The sequence below is a fragment of the Janthinobacterium sp. 344 genome (genome assembly GCF_900112025.1).
In the GTDB taxonomy this organism is placed as follows: domain Bacteria; phylum Pseudomonadota; class Gammaproteobacteria; order Burkholderiales; family Burkholderiaceae_D; genus Janthinobacterium.
Genome location: NZ_FOKL01000002.1, coordinates 131,179 through 148,328 on the forward strand (window position 1 = coordinate 131,179; position 17,150 = coordinate 148,328).

The window sequence follows — 17,150 nt, forward strand, 5'->3', positions numbered from 1 at the left end:
GGCCATCATTGGGCGGCCTCGCCGGCATCCGTAAACGGTTTGAGCATATCGCCTTCCAGCACTTTTACCTGCGCTTCGACACTATCGAGCTGGGTGGCGCAATACTTGACCAGCTCCGAGCCGCGCTGATACGCCGCGACCGAGGCTTCCAGCGGCAATTGCCCCGCTTCCATTTGCGTTACCAGCTGCGCCAGTTCCGCCATGGCCTCTTCAAACGAGGCCGGCGCTGCGGCAGCGGCAGTTAATTTCTTCGACATAGACTCAGATCTCTTCGTGGCACGAGGGGCTTGGTGGGAGACGCCGGGGACTCCCGGCCAGCATAGAAGCGTTATTTTAGAACAAACCACACTATTAAGTGAAAACTAAAGCGCAATCGGCGCGCTCAAAGTCCATAGCGTTGCCGGCTTGCCAGTGGATTTTAGCCGAATCGCCCCCATCTGCCGGGAATTGCACGGCAAATGACAACGCTTCTCATTAAAGTACCCGAATTGCCGGGAGGTTTGGCAATGCCGAGGCCGATCCGCGCTATAATTGCCGGTTCTGTCCGAAATACCGTTTCAACAAATTTGAATTCAGGTCTTTGCGGATTCTTTCTCTCTGTAGCGGTTACCCAGGGAATGGCCTGGGGCACTGCTGACCGTTGTACATTTATGGGGGGTTGGGATGTCCGATCTGGCTACTCACGCCAAGCTGGCGCGTTCAAACGCGCAACTTCCGGTCCACGTCTATTTTGACGAAACGCTGTTGCAGCGTGAAATGCAGCAATTGTTCCAGGCCGGTCCGCGCTATGTCGGGCATGAGCTGATGGTGCCGGAAACCGGCGATTTTGCGACCCTGGCGTCTGAGAACGAAGGGCGCATGCTCGTGCGCAACGCCAATGGCATCGAAGTATTGTCCAACGTGTGCCGTCACCGGCAGGCGCTGATGTTCAATGGACGCGGCAATGCGCAGAATATCGTCTGCCCGCTGCACCGCTGGACCTACGACCTCAAGGGAGAATTGATCGGCGCGCCGCATTTCCCCGAGACGCCGTGCCTGAACCTGTCGAAAACACCGCTGCAAAGCTGGAATGGCTTGCTGTTCGAGCAAAACGGCTACAACGTGATGGAAAAACTGAAAAGTTTGTCCGTCTCGAAGGAACTCGATTTTTCCGGCTACATGTTCGACCACGTGGAAATCCACGAATGCGACTACAACTGGAAAACCTTCATCGAAGTCTACCTCGAGGATTACCACGTCGAACCGTTCCACCCTGGCCTGGGCAGCTTCGTCAGCTGCGACGACCTGCGCTGGGAATTCGGCAAGGATTACAGCGTGCAGACGGTGGGCGTGCACCGCGGCCTGCAGCAGGCCGGTACGCCGGCGTACAAGAAATGGCAGGAGCAGGTGCTGCAATTCCGTGGCGGCGAACCGCCACCGTATGGCGCCATCTGGCTGACCCTGTATCCGAACATCATGGTGGAATGGTATCCGCACGTGCTGGTCGTCTCGACCCTGTGGCCCGATGGTCCGCAAAAGACGCGCAACGTGGTGGAGTTCTATTACCCAGAAGAAATCGTGCTGTTCGAGCGCGACTTCGTCGAAGCGGAACGGGCCGCCTACATGGAAACCTGCGTCGAGGACGATGAAATCGCCCTGCGCATGGACGCGGGCCGCAAGGCACTGATGGCACGCGGCGTGAGCGAAGTGGGCCCTTACCAGTCGCCCATGGAAGACGGCATGCAGCATTTCCACGAGTGGTACCACAACAATATCGACCTGTAATATCAGTAGAGGGGCCGCATTGCGCGGCCCTTTTTCATTTTCATCGTCAGGATTTACTCATGCAATCTTTATGGATGCTGTTTGCCAGCTTCATGTTCGCCATCATGGGCGTGTGCGTCAAGCTGGCGTCGGATCTGTATTCGACGTCAGAAATCGTCATGTACCGCGGCATCATCGGCATGACCGTCATGACCTGCACGATCCTGTACCAGGGCGGCAGCTTTAAAACCACGATGCCGGGCCAGCATCTGTGGCGCGGCGTGGTGGGCGTGATCGCCCTGTGGCTGTGGTTTTATGCGATCGCCATCCTGCCGCTGGCCACGGCCATGACGCTCAATTACATGGCACCGATCTGGATCGCCGTGATCCTGCTGGCCGGCGGCTGGTGGAAAGGCATGAAACAGGTCGAGTGGCCGCTGGTGGCCGCCATCGCCATGAGCTTTGTCGGCGTGACCCTGCTGCTGCAGCCCGTGTTCGAGACGGACCAGCTGGGCGGCGCCGTCACGGCCTTGATTTCCGGCATGCTATCCGCCCTCGCCTACCTGCAGGTGCGCAAGCTGGGCCTGCTGGGCGAGCCCGAATACCGGGTCGTGTTTTACTTCTCCATCGTTAACTTCCTGGCCGGCGTGATCGGCCACGTGGCCAGCGCCGGCGGCGGCCCCGTCGTCTGGCATGCGCACACGAGCGCCTACGGCATCGGCTTGCTGGCCGCCATCGGCCTGTGCGCCACCATGGCGCAGATGGCCATGACACGCGCCTACCGCCTGGGCAAGACGCTCGTGGTGGCCAATCTGCAATACACGGGCATCGTCTTTTCCAGCTTCTGGGGCGTGGTGATCTTCGGCGACCTGTTCGACTGGCATGGCTGGGCCGGCATCGGCATCATTCTCGCCTCGGGCATCGCGGCAACCTATTACAATACCCGCAACACGGCCCGTGGCGCCGCCATCGCGCGCACGGATCCCATCGCCAGCGAAGTGTAAAGGAGCGTTCCTGATGTACACCACCCTGATCCAGGCCAGCAAACTGGCCAGCCATGTGAATGACAGCGGCTGGGTCATCCTCGATTGCCGCCACGACTTGCTCAATCCGACGGCCGGCAGCGACGCCTTTGCGGCCGGCCACATCCAGAATGCGCAGTTCGCCAATATCGACACGGACCTGTCCGGCCCCAAGATGGCGCGCGGCCCCGAATTTACCGGACGGCATCCTCTGCCCGACCGCGCCGCCCTGCTGGCGACGTTGCGCGGCTGGGGCATCGATGACGAAACGCAAGTGGTGGCCTACGACGGCCAGGGCGGCATGTTCGCCGCGCGCCTATGGTGGCTGCTGCGCTGGATCGGCCACCCGCATGTGGCCGTGCTCGACGGCGGCCTGGCCGCCTGGCAGGCGCAGGGCTTGCCGCTGGTCACGCCCGTGGCGCCGCGCCCTGTTGGCAAGCTCACGGAACAAGCCAGCCTGACGCGCACGGCCAGCGTGCAGGACGTCGTCGCCAACCTGGAAACCCAGGCGCTGACGGTGATCGACGCGCGCGCGCCCGACCGGTATCGCGGCGAAAACGAAACCATCGACCCCGTGGGCGGCCATATTCCGGGCGCGAAAAACCGTTTCTTCAAGGATAACCTGCAGGCGGACGGCCGCTTCAAGAGCGCCGATGAACTGGAAAAAGAATTTTCCGGACTGATCAGCAAGCCGGAAGCGGCCATCCTGCAATGCGGCTCCGGCGTGACGGCCTGCCACAACCTGCTGGCCCTGGAAGTGGCGGGCTTATCTGGCGCGGCCCTGTATCCGGGTTCGTGGAGCGAATGGTGCGCCGATCCGGCGCGGCCGGTGGCGACGGGGAACTAAAAAAAGCGGACCTCGGTCCGCTTTTTCATGCCCGGTGGATAACTACGACGTTATCCCCAGCGCCTGATTCAGCTGCGCCAGCTCCGCCTGCCACATTTGCTGGCTGGCCGGCTTCTGGTGGCGCGGTTTTCTCGCCAGGTCTTCCGCCAGCAACTGCTCCAGTTCGCACAGGCGTTCCAGCTGCAGGTCGATGTCCGTCAGTACCACAGACGCATGCTCCACGCGCGCCGCCGGCGTCAACGCCTGCCCATCCTCAGCACTCAGCCGTGCATACGCGCTGGCCGCATCCGGCCATTCCTCCAGCCGGCCATCGGCCACCACCCAAAAGCGGTTGCACGCCGTTTCGATCAGGTCGCGGTCGTGCGACACCAGCAGGCAGCCCCCGTCGAAGCCGCGCAGCGCTTGCCCCAGCTCCGCCTTGCCTTGCATGTCCAGGTGGTTGCTGGGTTCATCGAGCAGCAGTAAATGATAGCTGGCCAGCGACAGGCCCAGGAACAGCAGCCGCGCCCGCTCGCCGCCGCTCAGGGTGGCCACCGTCTGGCCATGGCGCGCATACGGAAAACCGGCCGCGATCAGCGCCTGCTTGCGCGCCACCTGGCTGCGCGCCGCCTCGTTCTGTACGGCAAACGGGTACAGCGCGTCGGACAGATCGGCCGTATCGGCCAATTGCTTGAGCGACTGGTCGTAATAGCCGATATTGGCCGCCTTGTGATAGCGCAAGTCGCCGCGTTCCTCCTGTGCCTGGATCGCTTGCCAGCACAGGCGCAGCAAGGACGACTTGCCGCTGCCGTTAGCGCCCAGCAAGGCGACCCGGTCGCCCGGTTTCAGCCATAGCTGCCCCACCTGGAACAGCAGCGGCGAAGCGGGCACGGCGCGCACGTCCAGGGCGTCGAGCGCCAGCAGCTGGTCGGCCGCCAGCGCCTTGCCGCGCAAACTCAAACGCCACGGTGCGCCATCGCTGACGAACGATTGCTCGTCCTGCAACTTGTCGATGCGCCGCTGCATGCTTTTGGCCTTGCGCGCCATGCCGACGTTATCGTAGATCTTGCCCCACAGGGCCAGGCGGGTGCTGCTGACGGCCAGGCGGTCGATTTCCTTCTGTTCCGCCGCATGCCGGGCGGCAGCGGCAACGTCCGCCTCGGCCAGCGCCGCCAGTGCGGGGCCGCACGGCAAGTCGAAATCGTACAGGCGGCTATCGCGCAAGATCCAGCTGCGCGTGGCCACGTTGTCGAGCAGGCGCTGGTCGTGCGAGACGAGGATGAAGGCGCCGCGCCAGCGCAGCAGGAATTGCTCCAGCCACAGCAGCGACGGCAAGTCCAGGTGATTGCTCGGCTCATCGAGCAGCAGCACGTTCGGCTCCTGCAGCAGCGCGCGCCCCAGCAGCAGCCGCGTGTGCTGGCCGCCGGACAGCGCGTGCACGGGCACTTGCGCCGTCTCGTGCTCGAAGCCTAACTCGGCCAGCAGGCTGTCGACCCGCCAATGCAGCTCGGGCTGCTCCAGCACGGGCGCCAGCAAGGCGTCGTACAGGCTCAGGCTGGCAAGTTCGGCCGGCAAGTGCTGTTCCACATGCTGCAAGCGGCAGGCACGAGCATAGTGGATGGTGCCGGCAGTGGCTGCGCGGGTGCCACTGAGCAATCCCAGCAAGGTGGATTTGCCGCAGCCATTGTGGCCGATCAGGCCGATGCGGTCGCCCTGGCGCAAGGTAAAGGCGAGTTCATTGAAGAGGAAACCGTCGTGGGTATCGAGTTGTAAAGCTTGGGTAGAAATTAGGGTAGTCATGGCTCTTGTCTTTGTTCGGGATGCAAGCATCCGCGTTAACAGGAGCGCTAACGACAACGGAGTACCAGGAAAGGACTCGTATAGGAGGGTAACTTTGCTCTGGCCAGGTTATCGCAGCGCGATAGAACGTGGGCAAGAGCTGGCAAATGCGCTTAAAGAGCGTGCGCGCCACAAGGCGAGCAACAAGTTTTCTTCCATGATATTTTCCTCCTTTCTGTGCAAGTTAGTCAGAAAGGCAATATAGCATAAGTGGCACCGCGGCACCGAGTCAGTGCATCAGCCGCCGTGGCGCTTGTGCGTCAGGAACAGCACGATGCACACGCCCAGCGCGATCAGCAGCACTTGCGGGATGGTTTCGCGCAAGGTGGAACGGCGCTGCATCTGCGGCATCAGGTCGGACAGGGCGATATAGATGAAGCCTGACGAAGCGAACACGAGCACGTAGGGAATCAGGTTGCTGGCGCGGTCCAGGGTGAAATAGCCAAGCAGGCCGCCCGCCACCGCCATCAGGCTGCACAGCAGATTGAAGATATACGCGCGCAGGCGCGAGAAGCCGGCGTTGAGCAGCACGATGAAATCGCCGATTTCCTGCGGGATTTCATGCGCGATGATGGCCAGGCCCGTGACCAGGCCCAGCTTCGGGTCGGCCAGGAAAGCGGCGGCGATCAGGATGCCGTCCGTAAAATTGTGCATGCCGTCGCCCACCAGGATCATCCAGCCGGCCTTGCCCGCCTCGTGCTTGTCGTGGCCGTGCGCATGGTGGTGGCCGTCGCCTTCGTGGTGGTGCGAATGGCGCAGGATGGCGAATTTTTCCAGCATGAAAAAAGCCAGCAAACCGGCCAGCAGGGTCGCAAACAGGCTGCGCGGGTCGGCCTGCGACTCGAACGCTTCGGGCAAGGCGTGCAGCAAGGACGTCGACAGCATGATGCCGACGGACAAGCTGACCATGCGTTCGACCACCTTGGACAGGAATGCAAACGAAAAGATCGCCGCCGCGGTAATACTGAACACGCCCGCGATCGTGGTCGCGAGCAAAATGGATATAAGGACGGGATCGATGATTTTCTTACCTCAAAATGGCGCCGGCCTACGGGCGCCCGCTATGCTGGCGTCTGGCTTGATCTGTATGGTGTTGCTTATTATTTAATCTTGTGCGCGCCTGGCGGCGGCGTGGCGCAGCGAAGATGCAATTGTACTGCATTGACGCGCAGCGGGCATTTTACAGCCCGGTGCGCCTTTCGCGTTAACGGATGGTGAAAATTGTGGTGATCAGGCACGTTTTGTGCCGTTCAGGCCGCAAACTCAGGCAACACCATACTGTTTGAACCAGGCCAGGCAGCGCGCATAACCGTCTTTCGCATCGGCCGCCACATAGCTGGGGCGGTAATCGGCATTGAAGGCGTGGCCCGCATCGGGGTACACGACGAACTCGGACGGGTTGCCGCCCTTGGCCAGCGCGCCCTTCATCTTCGCGATCGATTCCTGCGTGATCCCCGTATCCTTGCCTCCGTACAAGCCCAGCACGGGCACCTTCAGGGTCGGGGCCATATCGATGGGATTCGTTGGCTGCAAGGGAGTGGGCTCGCCCACCAGGCGGCCATACCAGGCCACGCCCGCCTTGACGGCCGGATTGTGCGCCGCGTACAGCCATGTGATGCGCCCGCCCCAGCAAAAACCCGTGATGCCCAGCCGGCTCGTGTCGCCGCCGTTCTGCTTGGCCCATGCCACGACGGCATCGAGGTCCGCCATCACTTGCGCGTCCGGCGTCTTGGCGATGATGCCTTTCATTAATTCGGGAATGCTGCTGACCTTGGTGGGATCGCCCTGGCGCACGAACAGGTCGGGCGCCAATGCCAGATAGCCCTGCTTGGCGAAGCGGCGCGCCATGTCGGCGATGTGCTCATGCACGCCAAAGATTTCGGAAATGACCAGCACCACGGGCAAGCCCGTCTTGCCTTCCGGCTGCGCCGCATACACGAGCACGGCCTGGCCATCGACCATCACCGTCATGGTTCCCGTCAGCAAGCCCGCCGTATCCGTCTTGATGACGTTTTGCGCCGCCACCGGCAGCACGGCCACGGCAAAGCCCGCGCCCAGCGCCACCTTCAGGAAACCGCGCCGGCCATCCGGCCCGGACACGCTGCTGTGGCCCAGCAAACTTTCACAATCGGTGATCATGTCGCTCATGTGTTTCTCCTGAAGGGTGTGTTGATAAAATTAATGCGCCTCGTCCCAGTTCTTGCCGACACCCACCTCGGCCGTCAAAGGCACTTTCAGCGCGGCCACGCCGGCCATCAGTTCCGGCAGCTTGCGCTTGACCAGTTCCAGTTCCGCGTCCGGCACTTCCAGCACCAGTTCATCGTGCACCTGCATGATCATCTTCGTCTGCAAGCCGTCCGTTTCCAGCCAGCCCTGCACGGCGATCATGGCCAGCTTGATCAGGTCGGCAGCCGTGCCCTGCATGGGCGCGTTGATCGCCGCCCGTTCCGCGCCCTGGCGGCGCGGGCCGTTCGGTGAGTTAATTTCCGGCAGCCACAAACGGCGGCCAAACACGGTTTCCACGTAGCCGCGCGCCTTGGCTTGCTGGCGCGTGTCTTCCATATACTGTTTCACGCCGGAAAAACGGGCAAAGTAACGGTCGATATAGCTTTGCGCGGCCGTGCGGTCCACGCCCAGATTACCGGCCAGGCCAAACGCGCTCATGCCGTAGATCAAACCGAAGTTGATGACTTTCGCATAGCGGCGCTGCTCGCTCTGCACTTCCGCAGCCGGCACGCCGAAGATTTCGGCGGCCGTGGCGCGGTGAATGTCGATGCCGTCGGCAAACGCGCGCAGCATGGCTTCATCGCCCGAGATATGCGCCATGATGCGCAATTCGATCTGCGAATAGTCGGCCGAGACGATGTGGCTGCCCGGCGGCGCAATGAAGGCTTCGCGGATGCGGCGGCCTTCCGCGCTGCGGATGGGAATATTCTGCAAGTTCGGATCGTTCGACGCCAAGCGGCCCGTGACGGCCACGGCCTGCGCATAGTTCGTATGCACACGGCCCGTCGTGACGTTGATCATCTTCGGCAATTTGTCGGTATACGTCGACTTCAGCTTGGCCATGCCCCGGTATTCCAGCAGCACTTTCGGCAGCGGGTAATCTTCGGCCAGCTTTTGCAAGACTTCTTCATCCGTCGACGGCGCGCCCGTCGGGGTTTTCTTGACGACCGGCAGTTTCAGCTTTTCAAAGAAGATTTCGCCGATCTGCTTGGGCGAACCTAAATTAAATGGCTGCTCGGCCAGTTCATAGGCCTTGGTTTCCAACTCCAGGATCTTCACGGCCAGCTCGGCCGACTGGATGTTGAGCAAGGCGTCATCGATCAGCACGCCGTTGCGCTCGATCTTTTGCAAGACCACGGCCGTCGGCATCTCGATCTTTTCATAGATGAAGGTCAATTTTTCATCGTTCGCCACATTGCCCCACATGGCGTTGTGCAAACGCAAGGTGACGTCCGCATCCTCGGCCGCATATTTCGCCGCCTGCTCCACTTCCACCTGGTTGAAGGTGATCTGCTTGGCGCCCTTGCCGCACACGTCCTCGAACGGAATCGTCGTGTAGTTCAGGTGGCGCAGGGCCAGGCTGTCCATGTCGTGTTTCTTGTGCGATTCGAACACATACGATTCGAGCAGGGTATCGTGGGCGATGCCGCGCAAGGTCACGCCATGGTTGGCGAAGATGTGGCTGTCGTATTTCAGGTTCTGCCCCAGCTTGGGCTTGTGCTCGTCTTCCAGCCACGGACGCAGTTTCGCCAGCACGTGCTCGCGCGACAACTGTTCCGGCGCGCCCGCGTAATCGTGGGCCAGCGGAATGTAGCAGGCGCTGTGCTCGGCCACGGACAGGGAAATGCCGACCATTTGCGCCGTCATCGGTTCCAGCGAGGTGGTTTCCGTGTCGACGGCCGTCAGGGCAGCGGCGTCGATCAGGGCGATCCATTTATCGAGCTGTTCCTCCGTCAGCACGGTTTCATACTCGGCTTCCGGTGCCGGGGCGGCATCGGCGAACATGTCGCCCGTGGTATTGGCAGCGGCTGCACCGGCGGCACCGGCGGCGGGTGCGCCGACCGGCGACATGGGCGGCGGCGCCGCGCCCAGTTCGCGCAGCAGGGCCTTGAAGCCGTAGCGCTGGAAAAAGGCCAGCAGCGCTTCCTTGTCTTCCTGTTTCGCCACCAGCGAGTCGGCGATGCTGCCCATGTGCCCGGACAAATCGCAATCGGTCTTGACGGTGATCAGGGCGCGCGCCTGCGGCAGCCATGGCAGGGCCGTGCGCAGGTTTTCACCCACGGCGCCGCCCACACTGGCCGCGTTTTCCATCACGCCTTCCAGGCTGTCGTACAGGGTCAGCCATTTGACGGCCGTCTTCGGGCCGCATTTCGACACGCCCGGCACGTTGTCGACCGTGTCGCCGATCAGCGACAGGTAATCGATGATGCGGTTGGGCGGCACGCCGAACTTGGCCAGCACGGCCGCTTCGTCGAGCTTTTCATTGCTCATGGTGTTGATCAGCATCACCTGGCTGTTGACCAGCTGCGCCAGGTCCTTGTCGCCCGTGGACACCACCACGTTCATACCGGCGGCGGCCGCCTGCACGGCCAGCGTGCCGATCACGTCATCGGCTTCCACGCCGTCGACCATCAGGATGGGCCAGCCCATGGCCCGCACGGCTTCGTGGATGGGTTCGATCTGCAGGCGCAGGTCGTCCGGCATCGAGGCGCGCGTGGCCTTGTATTCCGGATACATGTCATCACGGAAAGTTTTACCCTTGGCATCGAAGACGCAGGCGATGTAGGCGGCCGGGTAATCGGCGCGCAGGCGGCGCAGCATGTTGACCATGCCATGCATGGCGCCCGTGGGATAACCGTCCGGGCTGCGCAGGTCGGGCAGCGCATGGAAGGCGCGATAAAGGTAACTGGAACCGTCGACTAACAGCAGGGTGTTTTGCATAATGCCAATAAAATAAGGTGAGCCGCGCCTGCCTGGGAGAAACAGCGGCGGGCGGGTGGAATATCGCACAATTATCGCAGAGTTTAGGGCCGCGCCACCGGGTGCGCGACGCGGGTTTTTCACGCTGCCGGCCGCGCCACCCGCCCCGCCCGGGCGCCCGGCTGGCGGCCTGGCCCTCTCCGCGCAATTAAACAGCGGCATTTAAACAGCACTCCTTACCAGTTTGTTACAATGCCCTATAGATAAATTGACGGCATGACCCCACTGCACGCGCTGCAGTCCACACATGGAAGCGAACCCCATCATGATGCGTACATCGACACTCTGGAAATTCCTCGCCCTGCCGCTGCTGGCATACTCAGCCATTGTCAGCGCCCAGACGCCAGCCAAGCCCAGCGACGCGCCACCGCAGCTCGAACGTATCGAGGAAATGGGCGAAGCCCCCATTACCGTCGCGCCAGCGGCCAGCAAGCAGCAAATTACCGAAAAACGCGAAGCGGGCGTGACCAGCGAAGTAAAAGTCACCACGGGCGGCAGCACGTATTACATGAAACCGGCCGCCGGCGCCGACCAGGCGAATGGCGGCGCCTTGCGCGGCCCCCAATGGAAAGTGCTGGAATTCGACCTGGGCAAGAAGAAACAGAAGCAGCGCGACGAAGAAGCCGCTGACGCACCGGCCCCTCCCGTGCCTGCGAAATAAGCAGCGACCGTCTCCGCCCTGCCCCGCCACCTGCGGGGCAGCCGGCATTTTTATCCTCTAGACCTCATTTTTTCCCATGGCAGTTTTTACCGCGCTACACCTGGACGATATCGGCCAGTGGATCACGCAATTCCCAGTCGGCAAGCCTCTGGCGCTCAAAGGGATCGCTTCCGGCATCGAAAACAGCAATTTCTTCCTGAGCACGGAGCGCGGCGAGTATGTGCTGACGATCTTTGAAAACCTGAGCTTCGAGCAATTGCCATTCTATCTGCAGCTGATGCGCCATTTGGCGGACCGGGGCGTGCTGGTGCCCGCGCCGATCGCCAATGCCGATGGCGAACTGGTGACGGCCCTGCAAGGCAAGCCGGCCGCCATCGTCAGCAAACTCGACGGCAGCTCGCAGATGGCGCCGCAAGCCGTGCATTGCGCGGCCGTCGGCGCCATGCTGGCGAAAATGCATTTGGCGGCGCAGGATTTCCCCCTGCAACAGCCGAATTTGCGTGGCCTGGACTGGTGGAACAGCACCACGCCGCTGGTCTTGCCGCACCTCGACGACGCCCGCGCCCATCTGCTGCGCGCGGAAATCCATTTCCAGGACGCCTTCGCTGCCTGCGCTACGTATAAAGCCATCCCGCGCGGCCCCGTGCATGCCGACCTGTTCCGCAACAACGTCATGTTCGACGGCGAGCGCCTGACGGGCTTTTTCGACTTTTACTTTGCCGGCTGCGACACCTGGCTGTTCGACGTGGCCGTCACCGTCAACGACTGGTGCGTGGACCTGGACACGGGCGTGCTCGATGTACCGCGCGTGCGCGCCCTGCTCGACGCCTACCACGCCGTGCGTCCGTTCACGGCCGAAGAACAGACGGCATGGCAACCGATGCTGCGCGCCGCCGCCCTGCGCTTCTGGCTGTCGCGCCTGTACGATTACTACCAGCCGCGCGCAGCCGAAATGCTGACGCCGCACGATCCCACGCATTTCGAACGCATATTGCGCGAACGGATTGCCACACCTGCTCCGGAATTGTTTTAAAAATGGAAAAATTACCTGCAAGTACAGGCTGGCTCTGGGTGAAACAAGGCTTCGGCCTGTTTCGCAAGCAACCTGGCGGCATGTCGATGCTGTTTCTCGGCTATATGTTCTGCATGCTGGCCGTCAGCATCGTTCCCCTGCTGGGCCAATTGCTGCCCGTCATCCTGGTGCCCGTGTTTTCCGTCGCCTTCGTGCAAGGCTGCCTGAACATCGACCAGGGCAAGCGCGTCCTGCCCAGCCTGTTGATGTCGGGCTTCCGCAAGCCCGCCTTCCCCGTACTGTTCGGCCTGGGTGTGCTGTACATCATCATGGCCATCCTGGCCATCGGCGCCTCGACGCTGGTCGACGGCGGCGTGCTGTGGCAAATGGTCACGGGTCAGCTGGACCAGGAAGCGGCCAAGGAAGCCATTCTCAATTCCAATATCGGCATGGCCATCCTGACGGCCATCGCCCTGTACGTACCGGCCGCCATGGCCTTCTGCTTTGCCGCGCCGCTGATCTACTGGCAAAAAGTGAGCCTGGGCAAGTCGCTATTCTTCAGCTTTTTCGCCGTCTGGCGTTCGCTGTCGGCCTTCATCGTCTTCGCCGCCACCTGGTTCGCCATCAGCGTCGTCAGCAGCCAGCTGCTGGCCGTCATCTTTGGCCGCAGCCCGCTGATGATGCAACTGATGATGCCGCTGTCGATGATACTCACCATCATCATGCATTGCTCGTTCTACGCCGCCTACCGCCAGATCTTCGGCTTGCCCGTCGATGAGAGCAAGACTGTGTCGCTGGACAAAAATTAAAGCTGGGGTCAGCCCCTCGACACCGCTAGCGCAAAGCTTGGCGCCAACATGACCGGGGGTCTGCCCCCCGGTATTTTGCCCCCGGCGATCAACGCCCTAATCTCTCCAGCTTGGCAATCCCCAGGTCCAGCACCTTCATGCCGTGCTGGCCGAAATTGATTTGCGCGCGCGCATTGCCGCCGCCGCCTTCGATGTTGACGATCACGCCTTCGCCGAACTTGGCATGCGCCACCGATTCGCCGATGCGCCAGCCGCCGCCCGTGGCTTTTTGCGCGATCTTTTGCGCAATCGCATTGTCCGAACCGAGGCTGGCCACGCGGGGCGCCTCGTCCCAGGCCGACTTGCGGTTGCCGAACCAGTTGGCCTGCACCTTCGGCGACAGCCATTTCAGCGATTCCTCCGGCAGCTCGTCGAAGAAGCGCGACTTCATGTTGTAGCGCGTCTGGCCGTGCAACATGCGCGTCTGCGAAAAGCTCATGTACAGCCGTTTGCGCGCGCGCGTGATGGCCACGTACATCAGGCGGCGTTCCTCTTCCACGCCGTTGTCTTCCTTCGAGCTGCTTTCGTGCGGAAACAGGCCCTCTTCCAGGCCGGTGATGAAGACGTTGTCGAATTCCAGGCCCTTGGCCGAGTGCACCGTCATCATCTGCAGCGCATCCTGGCCCGCCTGCGCCTGGTTGTCGCCCGCTTCCAGCGACGCGTGCGAGAGGAAGGCGGACAGCGGCGACATCACGGCCGGCAGCGGCGCGTCGGCATCTAAAATTTCGATGCCATCCTGGTTGACGACGGGCGCGCCCGACTGCGCCTGGGCTGCCGGGCCCAGGTGGGCCGGTGCGCCCTGACCGAAACCTTCCTCGGAAATGAACTGGCTGGCCGCGCTGACCATCTGCTCCAGATTCTCGATGCGGTCGGCGCCTTCCTTTTCATTCTGATAATGCTGCAGCAAGGTACTCGCTTCCAGCACGACGCTGACCATTTCCGGCAGCGACAGTTGCTGCGTCTCGAAACGCACGCCTTCGATCAGCTTGACGAAGCCGGCCAGCACGCTGCCCGCCTTGCCGGCAACATACGGCACGGATGCGTACAGCGAAATGCCGTACTGTTCCGACGCGGCCTGCAATTGCTCGATCGAGCGCATGCCGATGCCGCGCGTGGGGAAGTTCACCACGCGCAAGAAGGCCGAATCGTTGTGCGGATTGTCCATCAATTGCAAATACGCAATCGCATGCTTGACCTCGGCGCGCTGGAAGTAGCGCTGGCCGCCATACACGTGATACGGAATCGCGGCCGAGAACAGCGCGTGTTCGATCACGCGCGACTGCGCGTTCGAGCGGTACAAAATGGCGATTTCGCTGCGCGAGGCGCCATCGGCGATCAGGCTTTTCGCCTCGTCGATGATCCATTGCGCTTCCTGCAAGTCGGAACTGGCTTCATACACGCGCACCTGCTCGCCATGGCCCGCGTCCGTGCGCAGATTCTTGCCCAGGCGCTTGCTATTGTTGGCGATCAGCACGTTGGCGCTGTCAAGAATGTGGCCGTGCGAGCGGTAGTTCTGCTCCAGCTTGATCAAGTTCTTCACCTGGAACTCGTGCTCGAAGGCGCTCATGTTGCCGACGTTCGCGCCGCGGAAGGCGTAGATGCTCTGGTCATCGTCGCCGACGGCAAACAGGGCGCCGCCATCGCGGCTGCCATGGCCGGCCAGCAACTTGAGCCAGTTGTATTGCAGGTTGTTCGTATCCTGGAACTCGTCCACCAAAATGTGGCGGAAACGGGCCTGGTAATGCTCGCGCAAGGGCTGGTTGCGGCTGAGCAATTCATACGTGCGCAGCAGCAATTCCGCAAAATCGACGACGCCTTCGCGCTGGCACTGGTCGTCGTACAGCTGGTACAGCTCGACCATCTTGCGCTCGTGCGCGTCGTACGCTTCCACGTCCGTGGCGCGCAATCCCTGGTCCTTGGCATTGTTGATGAAATACATCACCGTCTTCGGCGGGAATTTCTCATCATCGATATTGTTCGCCTTCAACAAACGCTTAATCACGGATAGCTGATCCTGCGAATCGAGGATCTGGAACGTCTGCGGCAAGGCCGCGTCGCGGTAATGCGTGCGCAGCAGGCGGTTGCACAGGCCGTGGAAGGTGCCGATCCACATGCCGCGCGTGTTGATCGGCAGCATGGCCGACAGGCGCGTGAGCATCTCCTTGGCGGCCTTATTGGTAAACGTCACGGCCAGGATGCCGGGCGGCGATACCTGCTGGGTCTGGATCAGCCACGCGATGCGGGTAGTCAGCACGCGGGTCTTGCCCGAGCCGGCGCCTGCCAGGATCAGCGCATGCTGCGCCGGCAGGGTGACGGCGGCCAGCTGTTCGGGATTGAGGTTGTGAAGAAGATTTTGCATGCCGTGATTATACCGGCATGGCTAAAAATACTGTGCATTTGTCCAGCGGTCGCGCTGTATTCCCCGTGCACGCGCTACAATCGGCGTTCCCGCCACCCTGACAACATCGCCGCGCATGCCACCTCCCAGCCACATCGACGGCGCCCGCGTACTGGCCTGGGCCTGGTCCGACATTCCCTTCGGCCACGTCCCGGACGATACCGGCACAGCCCCCCTCGCCATCCACGGCCTGGCCCTGTGCCAGTATGCGGGCGAGACCGGCGTCTACCGCTTCAGCTGCGATGCGCGGTGGAACGCCGTGCAAGACGAGGTGCATGCCAGCGTGGACGAGGCCAGGCGGCAGTTGCCGGCGCAATACCGCGCCGTGGCCGCCACCTGGCACCCAGCCTAGCGCAGCAAATCAGCGCAGCAACTTAGCGCACCAGCCGGGCCTTGCCTTCGCTGAGCGCCTGGGCGATCACCTGGCGCGTGACCTTGTCGGCCGCCTTCGACACCTTCTCTTGCTGGCGGCCCAGTTCGCCCATCTGCTTGCCCAGGGTATCCATCGGCTTGCTCCGGTCATCCATCTGGCGCGACAGCGCATCGGCCTTGTCCGCTTCGCGCTCTTGTGCGGCGGCGATGCGGTCGTTGACCTCTTCCATGGCGTCCTGTCCGTCTTCCATCTGCTGCTGCAGGCGTTCCACCTCGCGCTCGGCCGCGCGGCGGCCCGCCTCCGTGCCGGCCTGCGCCTGGCGGCGCGACGCTTCGCCCAGCTTGCGACCCAGTTCCCCCTGCTTCTGCCCCAGCACGCGCAGCTGTTCCGCCTCGCGCACGCCGGCGTGCGCCTGCGCCTGGCCCCGCGCGCCCATCTTGCTGCCCAGTTCACCCATCGCCCGGCCATGTTCGCCCATCTGCTTGCCCAGGCTGCCCATCTGCTCGCCCAACTGCTGCGACGGCTTCCACGCCGCGATGACCCGGGCCAGCAGTGCCGGGTCTTGCGTGACATAGCTCTTGCCCTCGTCGCGGAACCACAGGAATTGCCCCTTGATCGAGGCCTTCAGCTGCTTGATCTGCTGGCCATCGATATCGCTGCCGCTCATGGTCACCCTGTCCCGGCCGCCATCGACGAAGGCATAGCCGTCGCCGCCGTCCATGGAAATATTGATCTGCTTGCTCGACGGTGCGGGTGGCGCAGGGGGCACGGGCGGCTCGGGCGGTTGCACGGCCAGCGCGCTGCCGCCTATCAGGATACCGGCCAGGCTGAGGATCAAACGGTGGGAAATGGACATGGCTGCCTCGTTATCGATATTGTTGGAGCATGTACAGTAGCGTGGCACCCCGGCCCCTTCCAGCGCCGTGCGACAGGCTGCAAAAAACGCCGCCTGGACGGCAGGCTGGCACGATGGACGGAAATGCCGGGCAAAAAAAACGGGGGGCGGAGTCCCCCCGTGAAACTCGCCGTGGTACGGCGAAATTTGACTATAGCGCCGCAGTGCCCGCAGTTCCAGCATCGTGCGACAAGGTGTCAGGATCGGGGATGGAATGACGGATCGGCGGAATGAACGGGATTCTGCTGGCAAAAAAAACGGAGGCCGAAGCCTCCGCAAAACGCCGGGGTACGGCGTATTTCAATCAGTACGGCAGGTCAGTACAGCACCACGGAACGGATCGATTCGCCGCTCTTCATCAGGTCGAAGCCTTCGTTGATGCGTTCGAGCGGCAAGCGGTGCGTGATCAGGTCATCAATGTTGAGCTTGCCTTCCATGTACCAGTCGACGATCTTCGGCACGTCGGTGCGGCCCCGCGCCCCGCCGAAGGCCGAACCGCGCCATTCGCGTCCCGTCACCAGCTGGAACGGCCGCGTGGAAATTTCCT

14 protein-coding genes and 1 pseudogene are annotated in these 17,150 nt (G+C 62.3%); 7 read left to right on the forward strand and 8 right to left on the reverse strand.

The features are described from left to right. Positions 1 to 5: 5 nt before the first annotated feature. Entirely contained in the window at positions 6 to 257 is a 252-nt protein-coding gene (locus BM193_RS06825) for an exodeoxyribonuclease VII small subunit (RefSeq protein WP_092803165.1), read from the reverse strand. A gap of 406 nt (positions 258 to 663) precedes the next feature. Between BM193_RS06825 and BM193_RS06830 the strand changes: the two genes are divergently transcribed. Genes BM193_RS06830 through BM193_RS06840 form a run of 3 tightly spaced genes read left to right on the forward strand, consistent with a single transcriptional unit; the run spans position 664 to position 3,612 of the window. Then, positions 664 to 1,764 carry an aromatic ring-hydroxylating oxygenase subunit alpha gene (locus tag BM193_RS06830; protein WP_092803162.1) on the forward strand — a complete coding sequence of 367 codons (1,101 nt, stop codon included), beginning with the start codon at positions 664 to 666 and terminating at the stop codon, positions 1,762 to 1,764. A 59-nt stretch (positions 1,765 to 1,823) separates the two neighbouring features. Further along, entirely contained in the window at positions 1,824 to 2,747 is a 924-nt protein-coding gene (locus tag BM193_RS06835; protein WP_092803159.1) for a DMT family transporter, read from the forward strand. A 13-nt stretch (positions 2,748 to 2,760) separates the two neighbouring features. Next, positions 2,761 to 3,612, forward strand: coding sequence for a sulfurtransferase (locus BM193_RS06840; protein WP_092803156.1), 852 nt, complete (start codon positions 2,761 to 2,763; stop codon positions 3,610 to 3,612). Positions 3,613 to 3,654: 42 nt separating this feature from the next. Here BM193_RS06840 and BM193_RS06845 read toward each other — a convergent pair whose 3' ends face one another. From BM193_RS06845 to polA, 4 genes are all read right to left on the reverse strand, one after another. After that, positions 3,655 to 5,391, reverse strand: a complete 1,737-nt coding sequence (locus tag BM193_RS06845; protein ID WP_092803153.1) for an ABC-F family ATP-binding cassette domain-containing protein — start codon at positions 5,389 to 5,391, stop codon at positions 3,655 to 3,657. 276 nt (positions 5,392 to 5,667) lie between these two features. Next, positions 5,668 to 6,426, reverse strand: a complete 759-nt coding sequence (locus tag BM193_RS06850) for a ZIP family metal transporter (protein WP_092803150.1) — start codon at positions 6,424 to 6,426, stop codon at positions 5,668 to 5,670. Between the two features lie 267 nt (positions 6,427 to 6,693). Continuing rightward, positions 6,694 to 7,578, reverse strand: a complete 885-nt coding sequence (locus BM193_RS06855; protein ID WP_092803147.1) for a dienelactone hydrolase family protein — start codon at positions 7,576 to 7,578, stop codon at positions 6,694 to 6,696. A 30-nt stretch (positions 7,579 to 7,608) separates the two neighbouring features. Continuing rightward, positions 7,609 to 10,377, reverse strand: coding sequence for a DNA polymerase I (gene polA / locus BM193_RS06860; protein WP_092803144.1), 2,769 nt, complete (start codon positions 10,375 to 10,377; stop codon positions 7,609 to 7,611). A 286-nt stretch (positions 10,378 to 10,663) separates the two neighbouring features. Between polA and BM193_RS06865 the strand changes: the two genes are divergently transcribed. The 3 genes from BM193_RS06865 to BM193_RS06875 all read left to right on the forward strand — a co-directional run bounded on the left by BM193_RS06865 (position 10,664) and on the right by BM193_RS06875 (position 12,898). Continuing rightward, positions 10,664 to 11,077 (forward strand): hypothetical protein, encoded by a 414-nt coding sequence (locus BM193_RS06865; RefSeq protein WP_254785919.1) that lies wholly within the window; start codon positions 10,664 to 10,666, stop codon positions 11,075 to 11,077. Positions 11,078 to 11,153: 76 nt separating this feature from the next. Further along, positions 11,154 to 12,110: a homoserine kinase gene (locus BM193_RS06870; RefSeq protein ID WP_092803141.1), complete on the forward strand. Its 957-nt coding sequence runs from the start codon at positions 11,154 to 11,156 to the stop codon at positions 12,108 to 12,110. Between the two features lie 2 nt (positions 12,111 to 12,112). Beyond that, positions 12,113 to 12,898 (forward strand): BPSS1780 family membrane protein, encoded by a 786-nt coding sequence (locus BM193_RS06875; protein WP_092803138.1) that lies wholly within the window; start codon positions 12,113 to 12,115, stop codon positions 12,896 to 12,898. Positions 12,899 to 12,986: 88 nt separating this feature from the next. Here the strand turns inward: BM193_RS06875 and BM193_RS06880 are convergent, their stop codons facing one another. Beyond that, the gene (locus tag BM193_RS06880; RefSeq protein ID WP_092803135.1) at positions 12,987 to 15,296 is read right to left on the reverse strand and encodes a UvrD-helicase domain-containing protein; all 2,310 of its coding nucleotides are present in this window, start codon (positions 15,294 to 15,296) and stop codon (positions 12,987 to 12,989) included. A 115-nt stretch (positions 15,297 to 15,411) separates the two neighbouring features. Here BM193_RS06880 and BM193_RS06885 point away from each other — a divergent pair, with 115 nt between their 5' ends. Continuing rightward, positions 15,412 to 15,687 (forward strand): hypothetical protein, encoded by a 276-nt coding sequence (locus BM193_RS06885; RefSeq protein ID WP_092803133.1) that lies wholly within the window; start codon positions 15,412 to 15,414, stop codon positions 15,685 to 15,687. A gap of 22 nt (positions 15,688 to 15,709) precedes the next feature. Here the strand turns inward: BM193_RS06885 and BM193_RS06890 are convergent, their stop codons facing one another. Both BM193_RS06890 and BM193_RS06895 read right to left on the reverse strand, forming a co-directional pair. Continuing rightward, complete coding sequence (locus BM193_RS06890) at positions 15,710 to 16,564, reverse strand: hypothetical protein (RefSeq protein WP_092803130.1); 855 nt, start codon at positions 16,562 to 16,564, stop codon at positions 15,710 to 15,712. A 356-nt stretch (positions 16,565 to 16,920) separates the two neighbouring features. Then, positions 16,921 to 17,150 (reverse strand): annotated as a pseudogene (locus BM193_RS06895) (S-(hydroxymethyl)glutathione dehydrogenase); the annotation flags it as partial.